General features: G+C 38.7%; 23 protein-coding genes and 1 pseudogene. 9 read left to right on the top strand and 15 right to left on the bottom strand.

Annotated elements, in window-relative coordinates; genetic code table 11:
• Nucleotides 1–127: pseudogene (locus tag Q8M41_RS10275) on the top strand (IS630 family transposase); the annotation flags it as partial.
• Here Q8M41_RS10275 and Q8M41_RS10270 read toward each other — a convergent pair.
• The 6 genes from Q8M41_RS10270 to Q8M41_RS10245 form a co-directional block, all read right to left on the bottom strand.
• Complete coding sequence (locus tag Q8M41_RS10270; protein WP_305365178.1) at nucleotides 124–534, bottom strand: response regulator receiver domain; 411 nt, start codon at nucleotides 532–534, stop codon at nucleotides 124–126. The pseudogene Q8M41_RS10275 and the gene Q8M41_RS10270 overlap by 4 nt on opposite strands.
• Nucleotides 527–3,520, bottom strand: a complete 2,994-nt coding sequence (locus tag Q8M41_RS10265; protein ID WP_305365177.1) for an ATP-binding protein — start codon at nucleotides 3,518–3,520, stop codon at nucleotides 527–529. Before Q8M41_RS10265 ends, Q8M41_RS10270 begins: the two co-directional genes overlap by 8 nt.
• Nucleotides 3,521–4,603, bottom strand: a complete 1,083-nt coding sequence (locus Q8M41_RS10260) for a DNA cytosine methyltransferase (RefSeq protein ID WP_305365176.1) — start codon at nucleotides 4,601–4,603, stop codon at nucleotides 3,521–3,523.
• A gap of 132 nt (nucleotides 4,604–4,735) precedes the next feature.
• A complete protein-coding gene (locus Q8M41_RS10255; RefSeq protein WP_305365175.1) occupies nucleotides 4,736–5,914 on the bottom strand; it encodes a type II restriction endonuclease in 1,179 nt (392 codons plus the stop codon).
• Nucleotides 5,915–7,153, bottom strand: a complete 1,239-nt coding sequence (gene dcm, locus Q8M41_RS10250; RefSeq protein WP_305365174.1) for a DNA (cytosine-5-)-methyltransferase — start codon at nucleotides 7,151–7,153, stop codon at nucleotides 5,915–5,917.
• Nucleotides 7,154–7,194: 41 nt separating this feature from the next.
• Nucleotides 7,195–7,620, bottom strand: a complete 426-nt coding sequence (locus Q8M41_RS10245; protein ID WP_305365173.1) for a very short patch repair endonuclease — start codon at nucleotides 7,618–7,620, stop codon at nucleotides 7,195–7,197.
• Nucleotides 7,621–7,701: 81 nt separating this feature from the next.
• On the opposite strand from Q8M41_RS10245, the gene Q8M41_RS10240 reads away from it, so the two are divergent.
• Nucleotides 7,702–7,947, top strand: coding sequence for a hypothetical protein (locus tag Q8M41_RS10240; RefSeq protein WP_305365172.1), 246 nt, complete (start codon nucleotides 7,702–7,704; stop codon nucleotides 7,945–7,947).
• 160 nt (nucleotides 7,948–8,107) lie between these two features.
• On the opposite strand, the gene Q8M41_RS10235 is transcribed toward Q8M41_RS10240, so the two are convergent.
• From Q8M41_RS10235 to Q8M41_RS10210, 6 genes are read right to left on the bottom strand one after another with little or no spacing between them, the layout of a single operon-like run.
• Nucleotides 8,108–8,722 carry a hypothetical protein gene (locus Q8M41_RS10235; RefSeq protein ID WP_305365171.1) on the bottom strand — a complete coding sequence of 205 codons (615 nt, stop codon included), beginning with the start codon at nucleotides 8,720–8,722 and terminating at the stop codon, nucleotides 8,108–8,110.
• Nucleotides 8,719–9,645, bottom strand: a complete 927-nt coding sequence (locus Q8M41_RS10230; protein WP_305365170.1) for a relaxase/mobilization nuclease domain-containing protein — start codon at nucleotides 9,643–9,645, stop codon at nucleotides 8,719–8,721. Before Q8M41_RS10230 ends, Q8M41_RS10235 begins: the two co-directional genes overlap by 4 nt.
• A complete protein-coding gene (gene mobC, locus Q8M41_RS10225; RefSeq protein ID WP_305365169.1) occupies nucleotides 9,629–10,003 on the bottom strand; it encodes a plasmid mobilization relaxosome protein MobC in 375 nt (124 codons plus the stop codon). Before mobC ends, Q8M41_RS10230 begins: the two co-directional genes overlap by 17 nt.
• Before the next feature lie 9 nt (nucleotides 10,004–10,012).
• Nucleotides 10,013–10,141, bottom strand: a complete 129-nt coding sequence (locus Q8M41_RS10220) for a hypothetical protein (RefSeq protein ID WP_305365168.1) — start codon at nucleotides 10,139–10,141, stop codon at nucleotides 10,013–10,015.
• Nucleotides 10,142–10,152: 11 nt separating this feature from the next.
• Entirely contained in the window at nucleotides 10,153–10,440 is a 288-nt protein-coding gene (locus tag Q8M41_RS10215; protein WP_305365167.1) for a hypothetical protein, read from the bottom strand.
• Nucleotides 10,427–10,693 carry a helix-turn-helix domain-containing protein gene (locus tag Q8M41_RS10210; protein WP_305365166.1) on the bottom strand — a complete coding sequence of 89 codons (267 nt, stop codon included), beginning with the start codon at nucleotides 10,691–10,693 and terminating at the stop codon, nucleotides 10,427–10,429. The genes Q8M41_RS10215 and Q8M41_RS10210 overlap by 14 nt, the downstream gene beginning before the upstream one ends.
• 417 nt (nucleotides 10,694–11,110) lie before the next feature.
• On the opposite strand from Q8M41_RS10210, the gene Q8M41_RS10205 reads away from it, so the two are divergent.
• Together Q8M41_RS10205 and Q8M41_RS10200 are read left to right on the top strand one after the other, a co-directional pair.
• Nucleotides 11,111–11,419, top strand: coding sequence for a helix-turn-helix domain-containing protein (locus tag Q8M41_RS10205; RefSeq protein ID WP_305365165.1), 309 nt, complete (start codon nucleotides 11,111–11,113; stop codon nucleotides 11,417–11,419).
• A gap of 4 nt (nucleotides 11,420–11,423) precedes the next feature.
• Nucleotides 11,424–12,680 (top strand): type II toxin-antitoxin system HipA family toxin, encoded by a 1,257-nt coding sequence (locus tag Q8M41_RS10200; protein WP_305365164.1) that lies wholly within the window; start codon nucleotides 11,424–11,426, stop codon nucleotides 12,678–12,680.
• A 45-nt stretch (nucleotides 12,681–12,725) separates the two neighbouring features.
• Here Q8M41_RS10200 and Q8M41_RS10195 read toward each other — a convergent pair whose 3' ends face one another.
• A complete protein-coding gene (locus Q8M41_RS10195) occupies nucleotides 12,726–13,259 on the bottom strand; it encodes a histidine phosphatase family protein (RefSeq protein WP_305365163.1) in 534 nt (177 codons plus the stop codon).
• 276 nt (nucleotides 13,260–13,535) lie between these two features.
• On the opposite strand from Q8M41_RS10195, the gene Q8M41_RS10190 reads away from it, so the two are divergent.
• Both Q8M41_RS10190 and Q8M41_RS10185 read left to right on the top strand, forming a co-directional pair.
• On the top strand, nucleotides 13,536–14,174 hold the full coding sequence (locus tag Q8M41_RS10190) for a hypothetical protein (protein WP_305365162.1): 639 nt from the start codon (nucleotides 13,536–13,538) through the stop codon (nucleotides 14,172–14,174).
• On the top strand, nucleotides 14,171–15,034 hold the full coding sequence (locus tag Q8M41_RS10185; protein ID WP_305365161.1) for a nucleotidyl transferase AbiEii/AbiGii toxin family protein: 864 nt from the start codon (nucleotides 14,171–14,173) through the stop codon (nucleotides 15,032–15,034). The genes Q8M41_RS10190 and Q8M41_RS10185 overlap by 4 nt, the downstream gene beginning before the upstream one ends.
• 492 nt (nucleotides 15,035–15,526) lie before the next feature.
• On the opposite strand, the gene Q8M41_RS10180 is transcribed toward Q8M41_RS10185, so the two are convergent.
• Both Q8M41_RS10180 and Q8M41_RS10175 read right to left on the bottom strand, forming a co-directional pair.
• Entirely contained in the window at nucleotides 15,527–16,066 is a 540-nt protein-coding gene (locus Q8M41_RS10180) for a DUF1003 domain-containing protein (protein ID WP_305365160.1), read from the bottom strand.
• Nucleotides 16,067–16,076: 10 nt separating this feature from the next.
• A complete protein-coding gene (locus Q8M41_RS10175) occupies nucleotides 16,077–16,376 on the bottom strand; it encodes a hypothetical protein (protein WP_305365159.1) in 300 nt (99 codons plus the stop codon).
• Nucleotides 16,377–16,649: 273 nt separating this feature from the next.
• Here Q8M41_RS10175 and Q8M41_RS10170 point away from each other — a divergent pair, with 273 nt between their 5' ends.
• From Q8M41_RS10170 to Q8M41_RS10160, 3 genes are all read left to right on the top strand, one after another.
• Nucleotides 16,650–19,238, top strand: coding sequence for a phosphatidylglycerol lysyltransferase domain-containing protein (locus Q8M41_RS10170; RefSeq protein ID WP_305365158.1), 2,589 nt, complete (start codon nucleotides 16,650–16,652; stop codon nucleotides 19,236–19,238).
• A gap of 52 nt (nucleotides 19,239–19,290) precedes the next feature.
• A complete protein-coding gene (locus Q8M41_RS10165) occupies nucleotides 19,291–20,070 on the top strand; it encodes a zinc-dependent peptidase (protein WP_305365157.1) in 780 nt (259 codons plus the stop codon).
• Between the two features lie 73 nt (nucleotides 20,071–20,143).
• Nucleotides 20,144–22,546 (top strand): plasma-membrane proton-efflux P-type ATPase, encoded by a 2,403-nt coding sequence (locus tag Q8M41_RS10160; RefSeq protein WP_305365156.1) that lies wholly within the window; start codon nucleotides 20,144–20,146, stop codon nucleotides 22,544–22,546.
• Nucleotides 22,547–22,608: the final 62 nt, after the last annotated feature.

Below are 22,608 nucleotides of genomic sequence, written 5' to 3'. Positions count from 1 at the left end.
AATAGCCGCGCAAGTTAGTGCCTGGCAAAATCAAAGAAATAATAAAATCTGTAAAATAAATTGGCAGTTCACAAATAAAGAAGCACGAGTGAAATTGAAAAGACTTTATCCGTCAATTGAGAATTAACATAACACTAGTATTAGTTTTAAACAATTTTTACCTGTTACAGGATCTTGTAATATGTCTAGAATCATTTTTAGGGTGTAAGGCCCTCTGGTAGGATCAATGTCGTCATCGTCCTCTTCTTCTTGCTCAATAGGTACTAGCTGATGTCCTAAATCGATTTGCCAGTCTAAAACCGTAATGTCAGCCTTTTTGGTTAGTGCTGAAAGATTTGAATACTCAGTGTTTTTAGGATTATAAACTGCGCATATTTTTTCATTTTTAGCAAAAGATTGGGTTATTGAATAAGCATCAAAGTCATGGTTGCTGTTACCTTCGTCCTTTTCAAAAGCTTTATCGTCAATAAATACGATACTCTGCAAAAAATCATTTGCAACACGCTTAGAAAAGTTGAAAAACTGACTATTCATTGTCATCGATTATGATAGGCGCAATTTTGAATGTTACATTCATAGACTCTCGCGGGCTATCTAAATATATGGCATAATTCTCAGCATTAAGCACCTCTTTGCTAATATGCATTCCCATCCCTCTTCCATTCATTTTCCTTGTAAATCCTAAATCAAAAATTCTTTCGGAGTCTTGTAGGGGAATTGATGGGCCATTATTGGAAATGTAAAATCCAGTGTCATCTCCATGCAACCTGATAACTTTTTCTTCATTATCGCTTTTTTGATTTAGCCAGTAAATAGCATTATCAATAATGTTTACAAATACAGGATAGAATGTAGACCTGTAGCCGAATAATTTTCTGCTTCCAAAGCCTTTGGTATGAATTAGTTTGATGCCATGTCTGCTAAATCTACTACTAAAAAGATCGAGTAAGAAAGTTTTAATTTCTAAAGTCGGAATATTTTCTTTTTGCCTATTTAACCGCTTATTGAGAGGAGTAAAAAGATTCAAATATTTATCTAAATGCTCAAAATTTATTTTAATGTTTTTATAAACACCTTCTAATTTTACATTTACATCAGACCATGCTTTTAAATCTTTTATGCTTCCACGGATGGATTTAATGGTACTATTAAATTCGTGATGAATTACTCCTACAGCTAATCCCAGCTGGCTCAATTCGATATCTGCTCGAACTCGGCTTCTAAGTTCATCCAGTTCTTCTGATAATGCATCTGCGATTTGATCATTTGTTATAATCTCATGGTCGTTATCTTTCTCCCAATAGATGCCTTGCAACTGTCTTATTACTCTTTCCAAAGTTTGTGTGGCCCGATCCTTTCCCCTACTAATATCTGCCTCCATCAACTTACGTTCCTTAAATAAATCAAAATCTTCACTACCTATCAAATTGAGATTTTTAAACCTGTCTTTTACATCTCTAATTTGGTCGTCTAAGTCAATCATTAAATCATTAGCCAATTCCTTGACCTTTAGAGTGATTTCCGATACAGCTTCTTTTGCCTCTTTCTCCTTAGCTGAGGCCGCTTTTTTTGCTTCCTGAGATATGTAGTCAACAGCTTGTTCAAGCCTTTTCCTTTTACTTATCTCAATGTTAAGTCTTGTAGTATAATCTTCGATTAATTCGTCGATAGTTTGAATAGCTGATTTGAATATGCCCGTTTCCAGCTTATCTATTTCAGTAAGATAAGCTTCGTAATCCTTTCTAGAATCTTTTGAAATAGTAAATCCTTTCGGTTGTCCAACCTTAAGTTTCTGTTTATATAAATCAATTAATTTACGAGCTTCGAGTTCCTGATCTATTATAGCTTGACTTGCTACTTCGGGATCTTCAATATAAGCGATTGAAGCGAAGGATTTTTCAATATCTTCCAGTAATTCATTAATATCATTTTTGTGCTTGTTTTGATTCAGATCTTGAAAAAAATTATTAATCGAATCTTGGAATTTTTCCTTTCGTACTGTTGCGAGCTGATCCCGTCTTTCCAGAGCTCTGTAATATGCTTTTCGTTCTTCTCGTTTTTTCAGCCAAAATTCAGTTTTAGGACTAGTGCTACCGTCTCGAAAGAAATCACCCGCAAGTTGAATGAAAAAGTTTTTTAGAATATCTTGCAATTGACGATAAGCCTTATTCTCGATAAAACCTTCTCTTCCGGCCTTTTCTTTTAAACTATAGTTTGATTCTTTTGAGATGTCGATTACCCCAAAAACTCTTCTATAAGAGAAGAAATAAAAAGAAGCGCTTTTAGTTCTATTCTTTTCAATATCTATAAAATCGTAATCAGAATTACCATATGGTAAAATCCGTATGTTGTCTCGGTAGATATATATACCTCCAAATTTATCTCCTTTTGCTGTTATGGTTGACCAGTTCTCGTAATCGACAACAGAATGTTTTAAAACCCCCTGAATATAAGCGATATTGATAGTAAATTCCCCACAATCTGTTTCTCTATAGTTATTGCCGCTCCAATTAATTTTATGATTAAATTCCTTTTCTTGATAAATTTTTATTGTTCCAGAGAATTGACCATACTTGTCGAACGTGCCTTGAAAGTGATGATCGGCCAATTCAAAATCTTCTGGTGTAAAAAATTCTTCTTTATCAAGAATATCATAATATAAACCGTCATCACTTCTAAAGTCTCTAAAAGCTACCGTGATTTGTGGTTCTGGATGTTCGGGTGTCATTGTATTTGTGAACCCAATCAGCATCTTCTCAATTTTGGTGGCTTCATCTTTGTTATCCTTATTGCCATCAATATCGTTGTTTAATGTTTCAGCAGTAGGATATATGTAGAAGTGGGTTCCACCCTTATTGCCATCAAGCGAAAATTCACCAGGAAGGTAACCATTAAGTTCTTTGGGAGAAATTTTTAATGAGTTAATGGATGCAATCAGGCTCTTTGCCTCATTAGACGTAATTTCATCCTCTTCATTTAATCTTTTCACGGAGTTAATCAACTCCTTCTTCATTTCATTAATATCTTCAATATCAGGAAAGCTTTCAAATTCTCTTATGGGAACTACAACTTGATCAAGATTAAGACCAGGTAATTCAAAGATCTCCCAATTTATGAGTGCAGCAACAATATTATGAGTTTCATTTCCTCTCTCGGCTTTTGTCAATATTAAGACCTGACTACCAATTGATGCGATGGCCAGCCTGCCTATACCTTTTTCGCCCATTATAGGACGCTTTTCTTTATTTAAAGCTACGGGAGGCGGAAGGATTTTTCTATTAGTAAATTTGCTTTCTGTGCCTAAAGTTAACCATCGGCTTTCAAAATCATCTTTTGTCATTCCTAAACCATCATCGCGAAGGATGAGAAGCTTATCTTTTCTAAAATAATCTATTTCAACTTTATCTGCGTAAGCATCATGAGCATTTTTAAATAGTTCATTTATTGCTGTAGGAATACCTGCTATTTGTTGGCGACCTAAAAGATCGAGTGCCCTTGCCCTTGCTTTGAAATTAGCCATTTAACTATTAATTATGCTTAATGCTATTCGCTTAGCCATTTCTGGCGGAACAGCATTGCCAATTTGCTTTGCAACGGATACCAGACCTCCAACAAATTTGTAATCTTTGGGAAAAGTTTGTAAAGTAGCTCCTTCCCTCAAAGAAAGCCCTCTATCCTCATCGGGATGGGCAAATCTACCACAGGACGTAGCAATAAACCGGGTTGTTATTGTCGATGCAGGTTTATCCCAAAACAGACGACCGTAAATGCTTTTGAATATTTTGTCCTTTCCTTCTCCTTTATAAGCGTCTATTTGCAATTCGCTATCGTCTTTCCAGGCGTCTCTTGTTCCTCCATTTATCGGTGTTATTTGTATTCTTCTTTTATTTAGAGGGCTTAAGAGCGAGGTACTATGTAAGAAGGCGGAATTATCTTTATGGCCATCAGGTATCTTTGCAAATCCATTATGTTGCCCAATAAAATCCCTAACTGTCATATTGGAATTCTTTTCAGGTTCAGGGAAATTAATTTGTTTAGAGACTCGCGATGCAATTAGAACGAACCGCTTTCTCTTTTGAGGGACGCCGTAATAGTCCGTTTGGATGATTCTGTATTCATATTTATATCCACTAAATAATAAGAAATCCAAAAAACCTAACAGCACATGGTTATTCTTAGCATTTAATAACCCCGGTACATTTTCAACAACTACGTATCCAGGCATAAAATATTTTATGAATCGCTGAAAGTCCGCAATCAAATTGCTAGAATATGCTGATTTATGTCTTATCGTGCTGATTTTACTCCAATACTGACACGGACTACAACCAATAAATATTAATTGGTCATCGTATTTAGTTATATAAATACTTTTTTGTAATTGCTCCGGTTTATATTTTGTGATGTCTTTATTAATGAACTTGGCTCCCTTGTTATTCTTGACGTAAGTGTCTTTGAATTTTTTTTCAATATCTAAACCTGCCAAAATTTTTATGCCGGCCTGTGAAAAGCCACATGACATACCTCCGGCACCACAAAAGAAATCGACCAATCGGAAGGTTAACGAGCGATCCTGCTTTTCAGCTTTCTGTGTTTTAGTCAAAATAAGAGGCATTTTTATCTTTAAGTATAAAAATCCTAATATCCATAATTTAAAACATATAAAAAAACATGACTTTAGCAAGCCTTGTTAGGAATAATCTATGCGATTATAACAAGACGACCACGGTTTTGATCATTTATAGGTCTGCGTCGTAATTGTGTAATTAACAAATGATTCTAATGTCTGGATTTTGCTTCTATACTCGACCGGGAAACTAGTTAAATATGGCTTAGGTACCACAAGACATATATCATGGGCATACATTTCTTCCAACTGATTTTTTGATATACCTTGCTGTAAGGTAAATAAATGCTTCGTTGGGATTCGATCTGCTTCGTTTATTATTTGTCGCCATCGATCTTTGCAGGTGGTTTTAGAAGCAAGAAACACAAGCTTATTATCATCGAAAGCTTTATTGTGATATGAATCTGCGTCGGGAAATATAAAGTCAGGTTTTTTATTTCCCTCGGTAATTACCTGTGTATTGAACCGTAAATTAAAGTGGCGGAATACTTCTTCCAGATGATATTCCAGAGATTTGCCAGCCCTGCTCTTTCTTCTGTTAAGGATTGTGTTGGCAAAGATCACTAGCTGCTCTACGTTTTTAAATGGCTCTTTGATCTGATCGGAATAAACTTCATTTTCAATCGTTTTAAATAATTCAAATTCAGCTTCAAGCCAATAAAGTAGATTTTTGTCGGGATTGCCTCTGACAGTCGAAGCTGTAATTCCAAAAGAAGTATTATAGCATTGACGAGCGGTGGACGCCATTAAGACTGTTGGAGGAAATTGTTTCCCGAGTGATTGCACGAACATCAGAAAACATTTCAGCAATCTGTCTTCTACCGATGCGGTGTTATCTTTTGAAATAAGCTTATTAGTTTCGTTGATATCTATGTTCAGCGCGGCTAAAAACGCCTCAGTATCTTCGTCAGATGTAAGTACATAACCTTCATAATGATCTCCTTCGATATGACATAGTATAAGCAGGTCACCAACGTTGTCCTCAGAAAGAAATGGAAAACCTCTGCCAAATCGTGTAATTCGGTATTCATTACGTGTACCAACACCATAGTAAATGAATCTGCTGCTCGTTTCGAACTCATTTTGCCAACGTATCGTTACAAATTTTTCTTTATTCTGACCTTTAATTCCGGGAGTATCAAAAAGTAAGCTAACAGCATTTTTAGGAATGTAATAGCCACTTTGATGTGCGCCTGTAGATCCGGCATCATTTGCTGAAATGAATTTGCAAAAGGCTTTGTCAGATTTTTCTGCTGTAGCAATAGCCTGATCTACTATTTTGCTCATTCAGAAACGTTTTATTATTTGTTCTCCCACAGCTTGAATTAGTGGCATAACTACCGAATTGCCAAACTGTCTGTATGCCTGATTATCTGAAACCGGAATTCGAAACGAATGCGTCTGATCAGTTGTGTTAATAGGACAAATAGGATATCCCTGTAAAGCTGCAGCTTCGTATGGAGTAAGTCTACGAGGATTCTGACCCAGCTGTGAGATTAAAATTTCAGATCCGTCCTTATAGTACCTGGCACTTATAGTTCTGGAAACGCCTTCGGGATCAGCCAAGCCAAATCCAAAACCATTGCCTTTTGCTTTATGTTTCTTTGCATACTCCTGAAGATAGTTCCATAATTTATCGCTTAATGTAAATTTTGGATCAACATTATTTTGAAGGATCTTTTTAAGAGCCTGTTTGCTTTTAGGCAACAGTACATCATCGAAATTGAATTTAATTTTTTCGCCGAAAACTCTTTTATCAAAGCCCACCATTATTGTTCTTTCTCTATGTTGAGGAACAAAATGGGCTCCATCAATAATTCTATGGTCGAAGGAATAGTCCAGTCCCTCTAAAGTTTCTTTAATAATCTGGAATGTTTTCTTTTTGTCGTGCGAAACCAGATTTTTTACATTTTCTAAGAAAAAAGCTTTGGGGCGGTGTTTGTCTATAATATCAGCAATGTGGAAAAACAAATTACCTTGTTTCTCATCTGCAAAGCCATGGTTCCTGCCGAGGCTAATTTTTTTTGAGACCCCTGCTATCGAAAATGGCTGACACGGAAATCCTCCACAAATGAGATCAAATTTGTCAGGAATATATTGCTTGATATGATCTTTTGTTATATCACCGAACGGGTATTCCCCATAGTTGGCCAGGTACGTTTGCTTTGAAAATTTATCCCATTCAGATGTGAAAATGCAGCGTCCTCCCAAATTTTGCAAAGCCATGCGAAAGCCACCTATTCCAGCGAAAAGATCTATAAATGTAAATAACTCTTCACCTTTACGAGGACCTGGAAAGGGAATATCTGTGTTTCCAAATAGATTGCTCTGAACTGATTTATAAAGAAACTCGACAGTTGGTTCCTCCGCAAAGCTTTCAAATTCAGAAGCGATTTCAACTGCATTCCCATAAATAGGTTCTTTCGTTGTATGGTAATGCGTTAACAGAGCCAAATCCACCTCAATAGGAAATTTCTGCCTGGAAGCCTTAGTATGCTTTGTTTTGTAAATAATTCTTTCTTCCATTCCAGATTTCCCGTTATATAAAGCAAACTAACGAATTTTCATCAAATCGGTGTACTTATTTCTTTCAACAATTCATCTGACCTGACTATAAATTTTTGCGCAGATTTGATTTCACATTCCCAGATCCTGATGATTTTCCAACCCTTGGAAAGAAGCGTTTCTTCCGCTTTAAGATCATTTGATGTATTTGTCATAATCTTTTTAAGCCACCAGTCTGTCCTGGTTTTGGGTACAACGTAGTATTTACACCCCTCATGACCATGCCAGAAGCAGCCGTGTATAAAAATGACACTTTTGTATTTAGGTAACACTATATCTGGTTTACCAGGCAGATTTTTTACATGCAAACGATAACGAAAGCCGTTTTTATGGAGAAACTTACGTACAAGCATCTCAGGCTTGGTATTCTTGCTTCGTATCCGACTCATATTATATGAGCGTATTTCTTTAGAATGTACGTCAGCCATTTATCATTTCTTAAACCTATTAGTAAAGCAATAATTTTGGGAAAACGTTTTAAATACTAATTTTATTAGCTATATTTATACATGAGTTTTTGGAAAACATCCGGTTACACATATCGCAGCTTTACTGATCTTCCAGAGGATAAAATCGTCCTCTTGATTAATGCTTTTTCGAGGGAAGATATCATTGAATGGCTTAGCTGGAATGATCATAACGGTATCTATACTGATGAACAATCTTTGAAAGAATTTGGAAATGTAATGTCGTTAGAAGAAGGTATTGAAATTATATTTCGCCAGATTGAAGAAAATAGAAGTCCTGCGCAATAATTTAACGAGCTTAATTAGAGAAAAAATTACCGATTAAATCATATTACACATTGTTGAGTGAGTAAATATACTCGTCTGCTATTACTTTATATGTAACTAAAAGACTTAAAAAACAGGTCTTATCATTACATGAAGAGTAATTAATTTAGTAGCGTGACACTCATCTAAAGTCACTTTTTAATCGGTTTTTGAAGCTTATTGCCTTTATTCTTGCTTCTTCTGTCTCCTGTTCCTTTTGCTTAACCGCCGCTTCCGCCTGTGCTATGGCTAATTGTTTTGCTTCCAGCTTCTCAGTAATCCGTTTAATGGATTCCGGATTTCTGTGGTAGACCGTATCCGCCCAATAGGCAACATCCGGATGGCTTTGCCTGATCATTCTGAATTTGACGGAATTCTCGTTCATGCGGCCATTATCTTTCCATATACTAATTGCTACACCTGCTGAAATTGAACTGACCAAAATCAGGATTACCGCCGCAATAATGATTCCTTTGGATTTTTCCTGGAAATGATGATGGTGCCGCACTTTTATAACCTCCGGTACTCTATGGCTTAAATTTTCTATGGTTTTGATCTGATCGTTAATTTTCTCAACCGGGTAACTATGATTTACACGACTCAGCTCTCTTTTGATCACCTCAAATTGGCCGGTATAGTCCGGGATCTGCATTTTAGGAAATTCAATTTTTCGGTTTTCCAATTCCTGTACCTTGTTTACTGTTCGCTGCACCACTTCTTCAAGTTCTTCCAGGCGCTGTTCGTTTTTGTTACTCATAAGGACTTCCCTTGTGATATATTATGCTTTGCTTTCTTTTTCTTGGTCAAATGAAAATCAGGGGACTCCTCATACTTCTCGGATTGCAGGAGGTCAGATAGAATATTTACCACCATGGTTCTATTCCTAAGCTCTTGTACTTCAGTTTCTTCTTCATGATGGGATTCAATACTCTGCGACTGCCCCTTTGTTTGGATATTATTTAATTCAATCTGCCGATTGAGATTATTATAACTCAAGCTCCGGTCGATTTCCGATCCTTTATATTTCAACTCACCTTTATTGAATGAAATTCCCTGTACCTGATCTGTGCCGCTTTTGTATTTGAATTGAATGCCGATACCCTGCTGTTTTAAGAGGATTTCCAGGTCCGTCCAATTCTTAGTCTTCTGCGCTGCTCTACTAATAGTGTCGTATAATTCATATTTGATCTTATCTGCTCCGGTTAATCTGTGCCTGTTTACCTGCCCTTTACCTTTGGCCAGATAATAGCCATGTTTTAAGGTAATCTGCTTACATACTTCTACATTCCGCTTTCGCTGGTATTGATCTGATATTGTTTTTGCTTCATTGTTGACCCGATTATACACGATGTGGATATGCGGATGTTCCCTGTCATGGTGCTGTACTACCAGGCATTGGGTATTAACGATCTTCATTTTCTCCAGGTATTCTTTCGCACAGTCTGCCATTATATTGGACGTAAGCATGTTTTTATCCTGAACGCTCCAGCTTAATACGATATGTCCGACTGCTTGTCCAAGCTCCGGATTCATCTTCCGCTGCATATTAAAATCCTCGATAGTGTGTCTGATGCTATCTGTTCTGATCCCGTCCGCATAAAGGATTGTTACCTGCTCCCGTTGAAGATTATAGCGGATACATCCGCCAAAGCTTTTACCCGTCTTAACTTTTCCGATCATCCTTGTTCAGGTATTTCAATGTGTCATCAATTTCAGTAAGAATTTCCCTGCAACGCTTTTGTACAGACAACAATCCTTCTCTATGTGCCAGGTGTGTGATCTGGTTCAGGTTGTTTGCCATTCCTGCCAGCATCCGTAGGATGCGCAAATCTTCCGGTGTGAGCCGTGATATGACCTTTGCCCGCTTAGCTGCCTGCCGGAACCATGTGCTAGGAAGCATACCCGCTTCCTTAGCTTTTTCTTCAATCAGGAAGCGTTCCGTATCCGTAAGTCTTACCCGGATGTCATTGGATCGCCTAATCTTTTTAGGCGGCCTCCCGCCTTTATGTCTTTTCCTGATTTCATTAGTCTCTTCCATAATCGCTTTTCAATGTCTTCTCCTTTTGCGACCATCGGGAGCAAAGGGCAAGTTGGTTCCGGCTACTGCCGGAAGAGTTTTTGTGGAACAAAAACACAAACTTGCTCCCTGCACAAAACCAAATACAGTGCTGCTCATATTGAGTGATTTTAAAAGCCCGTCAAAAAGACCTGGCTCCCTTTGTAGTGATTGTAGGACGGTTCATAATTGATATAGCCATAACTGACCAGTTCCTTTAAGCATTTGTGATAAGTAGCTGTTGAGGCAAGCTTACTTAAACGCATCAGCTCTTTCCGGGTGATCCGGAAAGGAATGCCGAACCTGTCTTGTTCCCACATTGACAGCATTGCTGTATAAAGACAGATATGGGCATGCAGTAACCGGCTGTCTTGGGCAGCTTTGCCCAGGAAGCGGGATAGGATATTAAACTGTTCCATTGCCTTCCAGAATTTTAGTAATGTCCTGAGCCTTGTAATAGAAAATGCCTCCGATCTTGGTAAATCGGAGAGTTCCATTAATGCGAAGGTTCTGCAAAGTGCCCGGTGAGATGTTTAACAGCTTTCGTACATCCTGGCTTTTTAACCATTGCTTCGCCTGGGGCTGATTTGGCTGCAATACCTTTAACAGATCTTCCAATAATTCTGATTTAAACTGCTCTAAGTCTTCTTTGGTGATGATTTCTACTGACATAATGCTTTTCATTTATTTGTTGGCCAATATTCCGGATACCAGAAATTTATATTTGACACCTTGTTACTGAGGTGTTATATTTTTTTCTTCGGTACGCATTTACAATGTCAAACTTCCACATATTGAAATTGTAAACTTCACACCTTGTACCTGAGGTGGGTGTTTTTTTCATACGGCTGGTCCATTACAGGTTGATGCTCAAAAATCAGTATTCACTAAGTTTTAAATGCGCAAGGATCACGGTAGGTACGTGATTTTTGCCAATGGAATAGGAGGAGAGTCGGATATAAGAATTATTAAATAAAACATACCACTTGTATCGGAGGTGTATTTTTTAACCCCGAGATTTATGTCTAAATATTTAATGTTTTATATATTAAACATTTTACTTATATTTGTATATTATATAAAACATTAATGAAACAGAAACTTGTTCTTCTGCCTAAAGCACAAAGGGTTTTAAATGACCTGGGTGAAAATATTAAGCTCGCACGGCTAAGAAGGAAGTTAGGTACTAGTCAGGTAGCGGAGCGAGCTGGTATCAGCCGGGCAACGCTCTGGCAAATTGAAAAAGGAATGCCTTCTGTAGCGATGGGTGCGTACTTTCAGGTACTGTTTGTACTGGGACTGGAAAAAGACTTCTTAAAGCTTGGGGCAGACGATGAATTAGGGCGTAAGTTACAGGATGCGGGGCTGCTGGTTAAAGAACGAGCTCCTAAAAAGTAAGATCATGACAAAAAAAATATTCGTTTATGCAGACTGGCATGATTTACAGGAAACGGCTTTAATCGGGCTGCTGACAGCCGAAGCTGTCAGGGGCAAAGAAATATTTTCATTTGAATATACCCGTGAATGGCTAGAATCCCCGCATAGTCAATATCTTGATCCTGATCTGCAATTGTTTCCAGGGCGGCAGTTCCTCCGGCATGAAAAGCCAAACTTCGGGATGTTCCTGGATTCTTCGCCGGATAGATGGGGAAGGGTTCTCATGAAAAGAAGAGAAGCAATTATAGCCAGGAAAGAAGGACGCAAAGCCGAAACTTTATATGAATCAGATTTCTTGCTTGGAGTTTTTGATGGTAGCAGAATGGGGGGGCTCAGATTTAAAACTGAAGAGGAAGGACATTTTCTAAGCTTTGAGGAGGGTTTGGCTGCTCCTCCATGGGTGAATCTAAGGGATCTGGAATATGCAAGTTTGCAACTGGAAAAAGACGACGCCGATAGTGATGAGGAAGATCTGAAATGGCTGAATATGTTGATCTCTCCCGGCTCATCGCTTGGAGGGGCCCGGCCAAAAGCCAATGTAAGAGATAAGGATGGAAATTTATGGATAGCTAAATTTCCAAGCAATAATGATGAACTTGACATAGGCGCGTGGGAAATGGTTGTTCATGAGCTTGCCGCCAGTTCCGGTATAACAGTCGCGCCTGCCATGCTTCAAAAATATACAGCGAAGCACCACACATTCTTAATTAAGAGGTTTGACCGGATCGACCTGACAAACAGAATTCATTTTGCATCCGCCATGACCCTTTTAGGTTATCGCGATGGAGCAGACCATCAAGAAGGTGTTAGCTATCTGGACTTAGCCGCTCTTATTCAGCAGAGATGCGAAAACATAAATGAAAACCTTAAAGAGCTTTGGAAACGGATAATATTTAATATCATGGTTAGGAATACCGACGATCATTTACGTAATCATGGATTTTTACTTTACCCCAATGGCTGGGGACTTTCTCCGGCATATGATATGAATGCTGTAAGTACTGGAACCGGTCTAACATTGAATATTTCTGAAAACGACAACTCCCTGAGCCTGGAGCTTGCGCTGGAAGTGGCTCGGCATTTTAGAATTAAGCCAAAGGAAGCATCAGCAATGATCGATGATATGAAGAAAAGTATCTCAAACTGGCGGCAGATTGCTTCTCAATATAAATTATCCGGCCGGGAGCTGGACGCAATGTCGGAAGCGTTTTATGCGGAATAGTACCAGGCTTCGGTTCAGCCTATTACCAAACTTCTTTCAAACCGGTTATTTCGGTGCGGCGGTGCGATGTAATTTTCCGTATTGCGAGGTTAGCAGCTGTATGGAATTACCCTGAACCGCTACGTTGAACACATAATCGTAAACATCATCACTCAAGGCCTCTATCGGGCGCTTGATCCCGAAGGCCTCCACAAGCTCCAGGACAGTATTCGAATGACCGACTATCAAAACCGCTCCTCCTTTATGCTGCCGGAGCACCGATGCTGCGAAAGCCTCAAGATCGGCCGGGTCATACGTTTGGACGGTAAGACCGCGCGCATAAGCCGTAGGTTGTGCGGTTTGCATGGTGCGTTTGAACGGGGTAGAGTAAACGGCGAGCAACCGTTTCGGTCTCAGCAGGGCGGCGAGTTCCTTCGCCCGCTCTTGTCCGTCAATTGACAGCGGCGGATCGGGATCGGAAGGATTCTTCATATCTTTCTCGGCGTGGCGCACGATCCACACGGACGTCTGGGCCCGTGCGCTCAGGGTCATGAACGCCGACACCAGCAGGCAGAACATAAAAACTCGACGTTTGATCATAGAGGTGGTGTTTCAATCGGTAATTTAAGATAAAATCAGGATCGGGCAAACTTTAAAGAAGAAATGTACTCGCTGTTCCCCCTCTATAAATTGGAACAGGATTTCCTGAAGCTTGCGGTCAATGACGAGCTTGGTCGCAAACTCCAGGATGCAGGGCTGCGGGTTAAAACAACGCGCTCCTAAAAAGATAAATGGGTTAACTCCAACCTGAATGTTATTTAAAGATAAGATAATCGATCTTTATTCGATTATCTTATAAAATTCATACATTTGCATATGGATTTATACCAGGCCATCCGTTCATATGCTTCCCAGCCTTTAACGCATCAGGTTGTTGTTTCCTTGTTAAAGGGTTACAAAAGACCTAATGACAAGGTGCATGCTTTACTTAATGAAGGTGTACTTGAATCGGTAAAGAAAGGATTATATATCGCGGGACCGGCAATCAAGATGGCTAAGCCTGAACCATTTTTATTAGCGAATCATATATTGGGGCCAAGTTATGTCTCGGTGGATACGGCGCTTTCTTATCATGGCTGGATACCGGAACGGGTTTATGAAGTGGCATCGATGACCACTAAGGCAAGCAGGAAATTTACAACACCTTTGGGAGTATTCACCTATACACATTTGTCGTTACCATATTATGCCTTTGGCATCCGGCAAATCCAATTAGCTGATGAACAATATTCAATGATGGCTTCACCTGAGAAGGCGCTGTTCGATAAGATAATTACAACTTCCGGTTTAATATTAAGGAGTCGCACGCAGGTATTAAAGTATTTGCTGGAAGATTTGCGGATAAATGAGGATCGTCTGCGGGAATGCGACTTGCAGAATATGTCCCAATGGGTGCAGGATGCTTCCAAAGCAGAGAGTTTATCTATACTCGTAAAAACACTTAAGGACTTATGATAAAGGAATGGCTGGACACTTATAAGCCGGGCAATAAGGATGAGGCTACCCAGGCGCTTCGGGAGATCATGCAGGAGATCGCATTAGCCGGGCTGCACCGTGCCGGATTCTTCGAAAAGGCGGCTTTTTATGGCGGAACGGCTCTGCGGATATTCTACGGCCTGGATCGCTTCTCAGAAGATCTGGATTTCTCGCTTCTTGAAGTAAATCCTCATTTCTCGCTAAATAAGTATCTGGATGCTGTGATTGCTGAATTTGAATCGTTAGGGATGCAGGTATCCGTCAGGGAAAAGCAAAAGACGAATCTAACAAACATAGAATCGGCGTTTCTGAAGTCGGAGACCATTTGGAAGGAATTGATCTTAGAAGATATTATTCCGCAAAGCGGGCTGAATCAGAAAGCCAACATCCTGATCAAACTTGAAGTGGACACGGAACCACCGCTGGGCTTTGAAACAGAAGAGCGGTTGCTCTTGAAGCCTTTTTCATTCTATGTGAAGTGCTTTACCATCTCTGATCTGTTTGCGGGTAAAATGCATGCGCTTCTTTTTCGCAAATGGGGAACGAACGTAAAAGGCCGCGACTGGTACGATATGGAATGGTATATTAAAAAAGGTATCCCCTTGAATTTAAATCACTTCATGCTAAGAGCACAGGATAGCGGGGATTGGAAGAAAAAAGCTATCACAGAAGAAGAATTCAGGGAATTGTTAAGCGCCAGGATTGATACTGTTGATATGGACAGGGTAAAGGCCGATATCCGCCGCTTTATTCCGGATCAGAAGGTATTGGACATCTGGTCGGCAAAGTATTTTCATGATCTTAGTAAACACTTAAATATTAGCTCCGGCGAGACATGAAATAGCAGTACAACATGCACTATTATTTCAAATAAAATTGCCTGAAAGCTGTCTTTTCCGTACCTTTATTATACCCATTTGCAGCCCCAAAACTGCTTTTTGGTGAACATTTGGTGAACAGGCCAAAAATCAGTTTTGCAATTTATTGATTTTCAGTATAGTAGGAGGCGGTTCGATTCCCCTACGCAAACTCAACGCAGAACAATTTCCAATCATTTTAAATAAGGAGAATTGGACGTTTTGCTATTTTTATCGTGCTTATTTGTCTCCTGGTAATTTATTTTTAAAACAGTTATTTCTAATCTTAATATTTATGGACAAAAATAAGCAGCTTAATCTAATAGCTAATTTTTTTAGATTTATATTTTTAGTTACTTTCCTGGCATTAATTACCCTGGGACTTTTTGACTAATCTAATTTCTTTCACCATGATAACCTTTGGAAAAGGCGCCCTTAAAATCTTGATTACAAGAACTTAGTATCAACTTAACCTTAGGGACTTTTAAGTCCCTCTTCAATTCGCTTTAATATTTCTAATTGCTTTGCCTGGCTCACAAACAGAGTTGCTATTTGTTCTTCAAGCAGCAAATCAATTTTCTGATGTAAACTTCGGACTTCCAATTCAGCTTTGAGGTTAATCAGATAATCGTTTTCACTCCTTTTCCTGTCTTTTTCTTCTTTTCTGTTCTGGCTCATCATAATAATAGGTGCCTGCAATGCAGCAATAGCAGACAAAACCAGGTTCATCAGGATAAAAGGATAGGGATCAAATTCGACTTTACCGGGTGAGAGTGTATTGAACAAAATCCAAACCGAAAGGATAACTGAAAAAGAAATGATAAACTTCCAGCTGCCACCGAAACTTGCAACCTTGTCAGAAATGTTTTGTCCTCTGCTTAAAATTTCCTTAGGTTGATGCAGGAGATTTTCAACGATGAGTTTTTCTTCTTCAAAGGCTTTTTGAACTATTTTTTGAAGCTTGGTTAATTGTTCGTCTTCTGACTTATGAAGATTTTCTATCTCTGAATCCATGGTTGAAGTTTTATTTTGTAAGGTTCAAGGTGATGAGTAAAATAATAATTAAAATTCCAATCAGGGAAACCATAAAAAAATAATCGGCAATCGTTTCGAACCGTTTTTCTTTAATTTCATTTTGTGTTCTAATTGAAATAAATGAAAAGATACAGGAGCACGTAAGCAAGACAGCAATAACAGAAGTCAATTCATCAATGATGTGTGTTTCTATTTGGTTGGTGATACGCAAGGAGGTAATAACGAAAAGGCAAAATCCCAGGAGATTTGCTGAAGTGTTTAAAATGTGTTGGGATGTATAGTTAGCCATTTTAACAAATATAAATAAGCAGGCTAATAGCTAGGCAGAATAAGTATTTTTTTTTAAGATTTTAGAAAAAGTACCCAATGCTACTTAAGCCTATTCCGTACATTGCCGGGGATTTCAGAGATGGTGTTAGGATTCTGAAGGTTTTGCGGAAGTGATCAGGATAAAAACTTTCTTTTCATTTTATGAATTAGTGAAAAAAAAGTCCGCCTAATTACTAGAAATTAGTCTTAAGATTCCAGGCCTTCAGAATAATTACATTTATAATGTATTCTTATGAGATATCTCAATTTCCTCACTCCTTTTATTCGTGAAAACAGTAAAATAATTGCAGGTTTTATTTTTACCCTTTTTTTTCTCGCCCTGGCAATCTGGTTTATCAGGCATGAACAAACGGAACTTCAGCATGTTAAAAAGCTATTATTTACTGCAAAGTGGCAATGGGTTACCCTGGGAATATTTTTGAGTTTTATTTATGTTTTGATTCATGGCATGATGTATAAGTCATCATTTGCGTCGATAGGCAGCGCCATCTCTGTAGGGGATGGAACACTATTATATCTCAAGAGGAACTTTATCAGTGTTTTTTTACCTGCCGGCGGAGTATCTTCCCTTGCATTTTTCAGCGGCGATATCGAAGAAAAAGGAATTGCAAAATCCCAGGTCAATTTTGCTTCTTCAATTTATGGTTTCGTGGGGATTCTTTCTGTTTTGGTTATTGCTATTCCTGTTTTTATCTACGCGCTTTTTGAAGGGAGTATCGGGTATGGAGAATGGGTGGGCTTAATAACTGCATTTAGTCTTATTGGTCTGATCTATCACGTGTATAGGTCAGTCGTAAAAAACGGTTCGGCTTACAGGCTAATCATTAAACACATACCGGTTATTGAAGTATTCGCAGCGGATTTAAAAAACAATAGTATTGAAAGAAAGCATTTTATAAGAGCGTTTTTGTACAGTCTTTTAATAGAAGCGGTGGGTGTCATTCATATCTATATCGCAATGGTTGCACTTGATATTGATCCCTCCCTGGTCCATGCTATCATAAGTTATGTTATTGCTGTCGTCTTTTTAGTTATTTCTCCTTTTTTAAGAGGGCTTGGCGCGGTGGAAGCATCTATGACTTTTATACTCATGCGGCTAGGTTATTCGAGCTCTGAGGCTGTTTCTATTACCCTTCTTTACCGTTTTATGGAGTTCTGGCTTCAGTTAGCACTGGGAGCCATTAGTTTTTTATTTAAAATTAATAAGTTGTTAATGAGGGTTATACCGGCATTTTTATTAATGGCATTGGGTATTATAAACATCATTTCTGTACTCAGCCCCGCAATTCATGATAGACTGGTATTTCTTTTAAAATTCATGCCGCTGGAAGCCATCACGGTTTCTAATTATTTTGTTCTTGCAACGGGATTATTTTTATTGGTTACCTCAGCTTTTATGCTCAAAGGTCTACGTATGGCCTGGTATTTTGCTCTGTCGTTATGCATACTTTCCCTGATAGGGAATTTAACCAAAGCTGTGGATTATGAAGAGGCAGGCTTTTCAGCAGCGGTCATCATCATCCTGTTTATTTCCCGAAAAGAATATTACGTAAAACACAATCCCAGATTGAGATATATTGGTATAAAGACCACTTTATTGAGTATTGCAGGCGTATTGCTTTACGGTACCATCGGTTTTTATTTTCTGGATAAAGAACACTTTAACATTGATTTTAACTGGTTACAATCCATTAGATATACGCTTAAGAATTTTTTACTGATTGGCAGCAGTGAACTGGTTCCGCAAGACAGCTTTGCAAAGGGGTTTCTTTACTCTATTAGTGTAAGCGGTTTTTTTTCTATTGTGTTTTTAGTCTATACATTAGTGCGGCCTTATATTCTAAATAATACTATAGGTCAGGACGAACTGGAATGGGCAAAACTTCAGTTAAAGGAATATGGCAGCTCTTCTATGGATTATTTCAAAACATACAGCGATAAACTTATTTACCGGGCAGAAGGCTGTAAGGGTTTTCTAGCTTACCGGATCTCCGGAATTTTTGCCGTGGTTTTAGAATCCCCGGTAACTGATAAAGCCAGCGCCTGCCAATTTATCAAAGCTTTTGATAGGTATTGCTTTGAAAGAGGTTTAAAAAGTATTTATTACAGGGTTGCTGAAGACAAGCTTCATGATTTCCATTCTTTGGGTAAAAAAAGCTTATTCCTGGGACAGGAAGGAATACTAGACCTCCTTACTTTTACTTTAGAAGGCGGGAACAAAAAATCTATCAGGAATGCATTGAGAAAAGTTACAGACCAAGGTTTTCACGCAAGGGTTTATACCGCTCCGGTAAATGACGGCATTTTGCAAAAACTCAAATCTGTTTCGGATGAATGGCTTGCGGATACTGACCGGGAAGAAATTGTTTTTTCTCAGGGCATGTTTATTTGGGATGAGCTTAAATATCAAACCATCATTACTGTAGAAAATACAGAAGAAAAAGTGGTTGCCTTTTTAAATATCATACCTGATTATGTAAACGGAGAAGGAACTTATGATCTGATACGGAAAACTCCTGATGCTCCCAATGGGGTTATTGACTTTATCCTGGTGGAATTATTTAATTATCTGAAACTGCAGCATTACACCGCAGTAAACCTTGGGTTTGCACCTTTATCAGGAATCACTAAAGCTCATAGCTTTCCTGAAAGAACAATGAAGTTCGCTTATGAAAAAATACAGTCTTTTTCTCATTACAAGGGTTTAAGGGACTCTAAAGAGAAATTCTTACCCGCATGGTATAATAGATACCTGGTCTATGACCAGGATTATGATCTTTTGCAGGTTCCATCCGTCTTAACTCATGTAATTAAGCCTTAAGTGATGAAAACAATGTTGATTAGTGGATGGTTATTTATAGGCTAAAAGAGGCATGCAGGCATTAATTATAATATTTTCATTATTGATTGTCGGAGTGATTGTTTTATCCGCATTTAAGAAAAAAAGATCCCTTCCAATACCAGATATAGCTATTGAAAGGAAAATTCTATCCAGCTATGTTAGCTATTACCAGCAGCTTTCGGATGCCGAAAAAAATGAATTTGAACAAAGGGTATCTTCTTTTCTTGAAAAAGTTACAATAACCGGAGTAGAAACCATCGTAGAGGATACTGACAAGGTTTTTGTGGCTTCGGCAGCTATCATACCCATTTTCGCCTTCAAAAACTGGGAATATAGAAACATTCATGAAGTTTTGATATATCCCGGCTCTTTTGATGAAAGTTACGAACTTGAAGGACGGGATCGCAATGTGCTGGGCATGGTGGGTACCGGCCCCATGCAAAATGTAATGATATTATCGCAGTATCATTTGCGGAATGGCTTTTTAAACCACACAGATAAATCAAACACCGCAATTCATGAGTTTGTGCATTTAGTAGACAAATCAGATGGCGACACCGACGGTTATCCCGGTGCCTTACTACCGCATATATACGCCATACCCTGGCTTAAAAGAATTCATCAGGAAATACGATTGATACAATCGGGGCGGTCGGATATTAATTCTTATGGCGCAACAAATGAAGCAGAATTTTTAGCTGTGGCATCAGAGTATTTTTTTGAGCAACCGCACTTAATGCAACAAAAACACCCTGCACTTTATGATCTGTTGCAAGAAATCTTTCTTCCTGGAACAAATAAACAAAAGTAGATTTAAAAGCAACTGACTGGAAGAAGATGTAAGGAAAATCGGTCACTATTATTTGACAAATCCGCTTTGAATCATGACGCAAAAAGAAACAGAAATAATAAAACCTTCAACGCCAATCCAGACAACTGATATAATAACCGGTTTGTCTGATCCCGTTATTGCGACCCTTCGGCAACAATATGGCTATAATGAAGTGAAAGAAACACATACACCCGGAATATTGTTATTAGTCCGGAAATTTTCAGGACTAACTGCCTGGATGCTGGAAGGAACCATTGTTATTTCTTTCTTATTGAATAAAACATTTGATGCTTATGTAATTTTAGGCTTGTTGATTTTTAACGGTCTTATTGGTTTTTTTAATGAACTGAAAGCAGCAAAGACAGTAGCCGCCCTGCAGCAGCAATTGCAGGTAATGGTAAGGGTTTTGCGAAATAGCATCTGGCAACAACTACCTTCTAAAGAATTAGTGCCGGGGGACATTGTTCGTATCCGCATGGGCGATTTTTTAACGGCAGATATGAAACTGCTTGATGGAGAGTTAAAGGCCGACAAATCTGCCCTTACAGGTGAAACAGCCTTGATAGACGTAAGAGAAAACGATGCGATTTTTGCAGGCTCCATAGCCAAAGGCGGTGAGGGTACTGCAATGGTCGTAGCCACTGGTACACAAACATTCTTTGGTAAAACTGCAAAATTGGTCATGACGGCAAGCCACAAAATGCACATGGAAGAAGTAGTGGCTAAAGTAGTGAAACTATTGTTTATTGCTGTTATTTCCATTCTTGCTGTTACTACAGTTATCGGGCTGCTTGGCGGACAAAGTTTCCTTTCGATCCTTCCGCTTATTTTAATTCTTATGGTTTCTGCTGTACCGGTGGGATTGCCAGCTATGTTCACCATCAGCATGGCGAGGGGGTCAAAGGAACTCGCAGAAAATGGCTTACTGGTAAGCAGATTAAGTGCCACGGAAGATGCAGCCACACTGACAATACTTTGTATTGACAAAACAGGAACCATTACAAAAAATGAATTAACGCTGCAGCAAACAATTGCAGCAGAGAATTTTAAAGAAGATGATGTTATTCTGTACGGTACGATGGCTTCTGTAAAAGCAGATGAAGATGGGATTGACCTGGCGTTTATAGAAGATGCAGAAAAAAAATCGTTATTACCCAAAGATTACCGGCAATTAAAATTCATCCCTTTTAATGCAACAGTTAAACATACAGAAGCAACTGTGGAAGCAAATGACAGGAAATTTTCCGTTGCAAAAGGAGCTTATACAGCCATTAAAAAGCTATGTGGTTTTAATGAATATATAATGGATGCCATGGTTGATGAATGGGCACATAAAGGATTTAAAACAATTGCTGTTGCAAAGGCTGAAAATGAAACAGATTTTGAAATGGTGGGTATAGCAGCATTATATGATCCCCCGCGGCCTGATGCCCGGGTCATGCTTGCAGATATCAAAGCATTGGGTATTGATATAAAAATGCTTACAGGCGATGCCCTGCCCATCGGAAAAGAAATTGCCAGTCAGGTGGGAATTGGCAGTAATGTAGTTTCTATTGCAGATGTAAGGGCACAGTTTGAAAGGGGTGCCGGATATTCTGCTATACAAAGCCATAATGGTTTTGCCGAAGTGTTGCCGGAAGATAAATTTAATATTGTTAAAAATCTGCAGCAGCAAAAACACATTGTAGGAATGACAGGCGACGGCGTAAATGACGCCCCTGCCCTTAAACAGGCAGAAGTGGGTATTGCGGTAAGGAATGCCACTGACGTAGCCAAACAAGCAGCTAGTATAATATTATTAAAGGAAGGTTTGCAGCAGATTCTTGAATTGATAAAAGTGGGACGCAGTATCCATGTCCGCATATCTAATTATACTGTAAATAAGCTGGCGAAGACCATTCAGACCATTTTGTTTGTATGTGTTTCATTTATTATCACTAAAGAATTTGTTGTAGCCACTATTGACATGGTCTTAATGCTATTTTTGATCGATTTTGTGGTGCTGGCTCTTGCAGCAGACAAAGTAAGCTGGAGCAGACAACCCGCCAGCTGGGATATAAAACCCCTGATCAAAAAAGGGTTATTCCTGGGCCTGCTTTTATTTGCGGAGTGTACGATCTGGTTTTTTACTGCCAAATCGATGTTTAACATACAGGACGCGAATGTTTATCACTCATTGGGTTTTGCATGTCTGTTTTTCTCAAGCATCATTTCCATACTTGTAATCAGGACCGATAAACGTTTTTATCAGGAACCCATCAGTAAGTTATTGTTGATTGTGATTGTAGCTGATGTATTTGTAGTATTCATTCTGTTGGCTGCCGGCTTCCCCGGATTTGCCAGACTGCCGGTTTCAACCATTGCTGCCACCTTAGGTTTTTTTGTTTTAGCCAATTTGTTGGTAAATGATTCAGCTAAAATTTTATTTAATAAATTATTGAAACAAACCAATTAAGAATGATTTTTTTACTTTAGGTAAATTCATCATTTGAAGCCAGGTTAATGCTTAGCAGTTAC

Source organism: Daejeonella sp. (genome assembly GCF_030684675.1).
In the GTDB taxonomy this organism is placed as follows: Bacteria; Bacteroidota; Bacteroidia; order Sphingobacteriales; family Sphingobacteriaceae; genus Daejeonella.
Note: the sequence above shows the minus strand (reverse complement) of the source record. Positions and strands in the feature narration are given on the sequence as shown.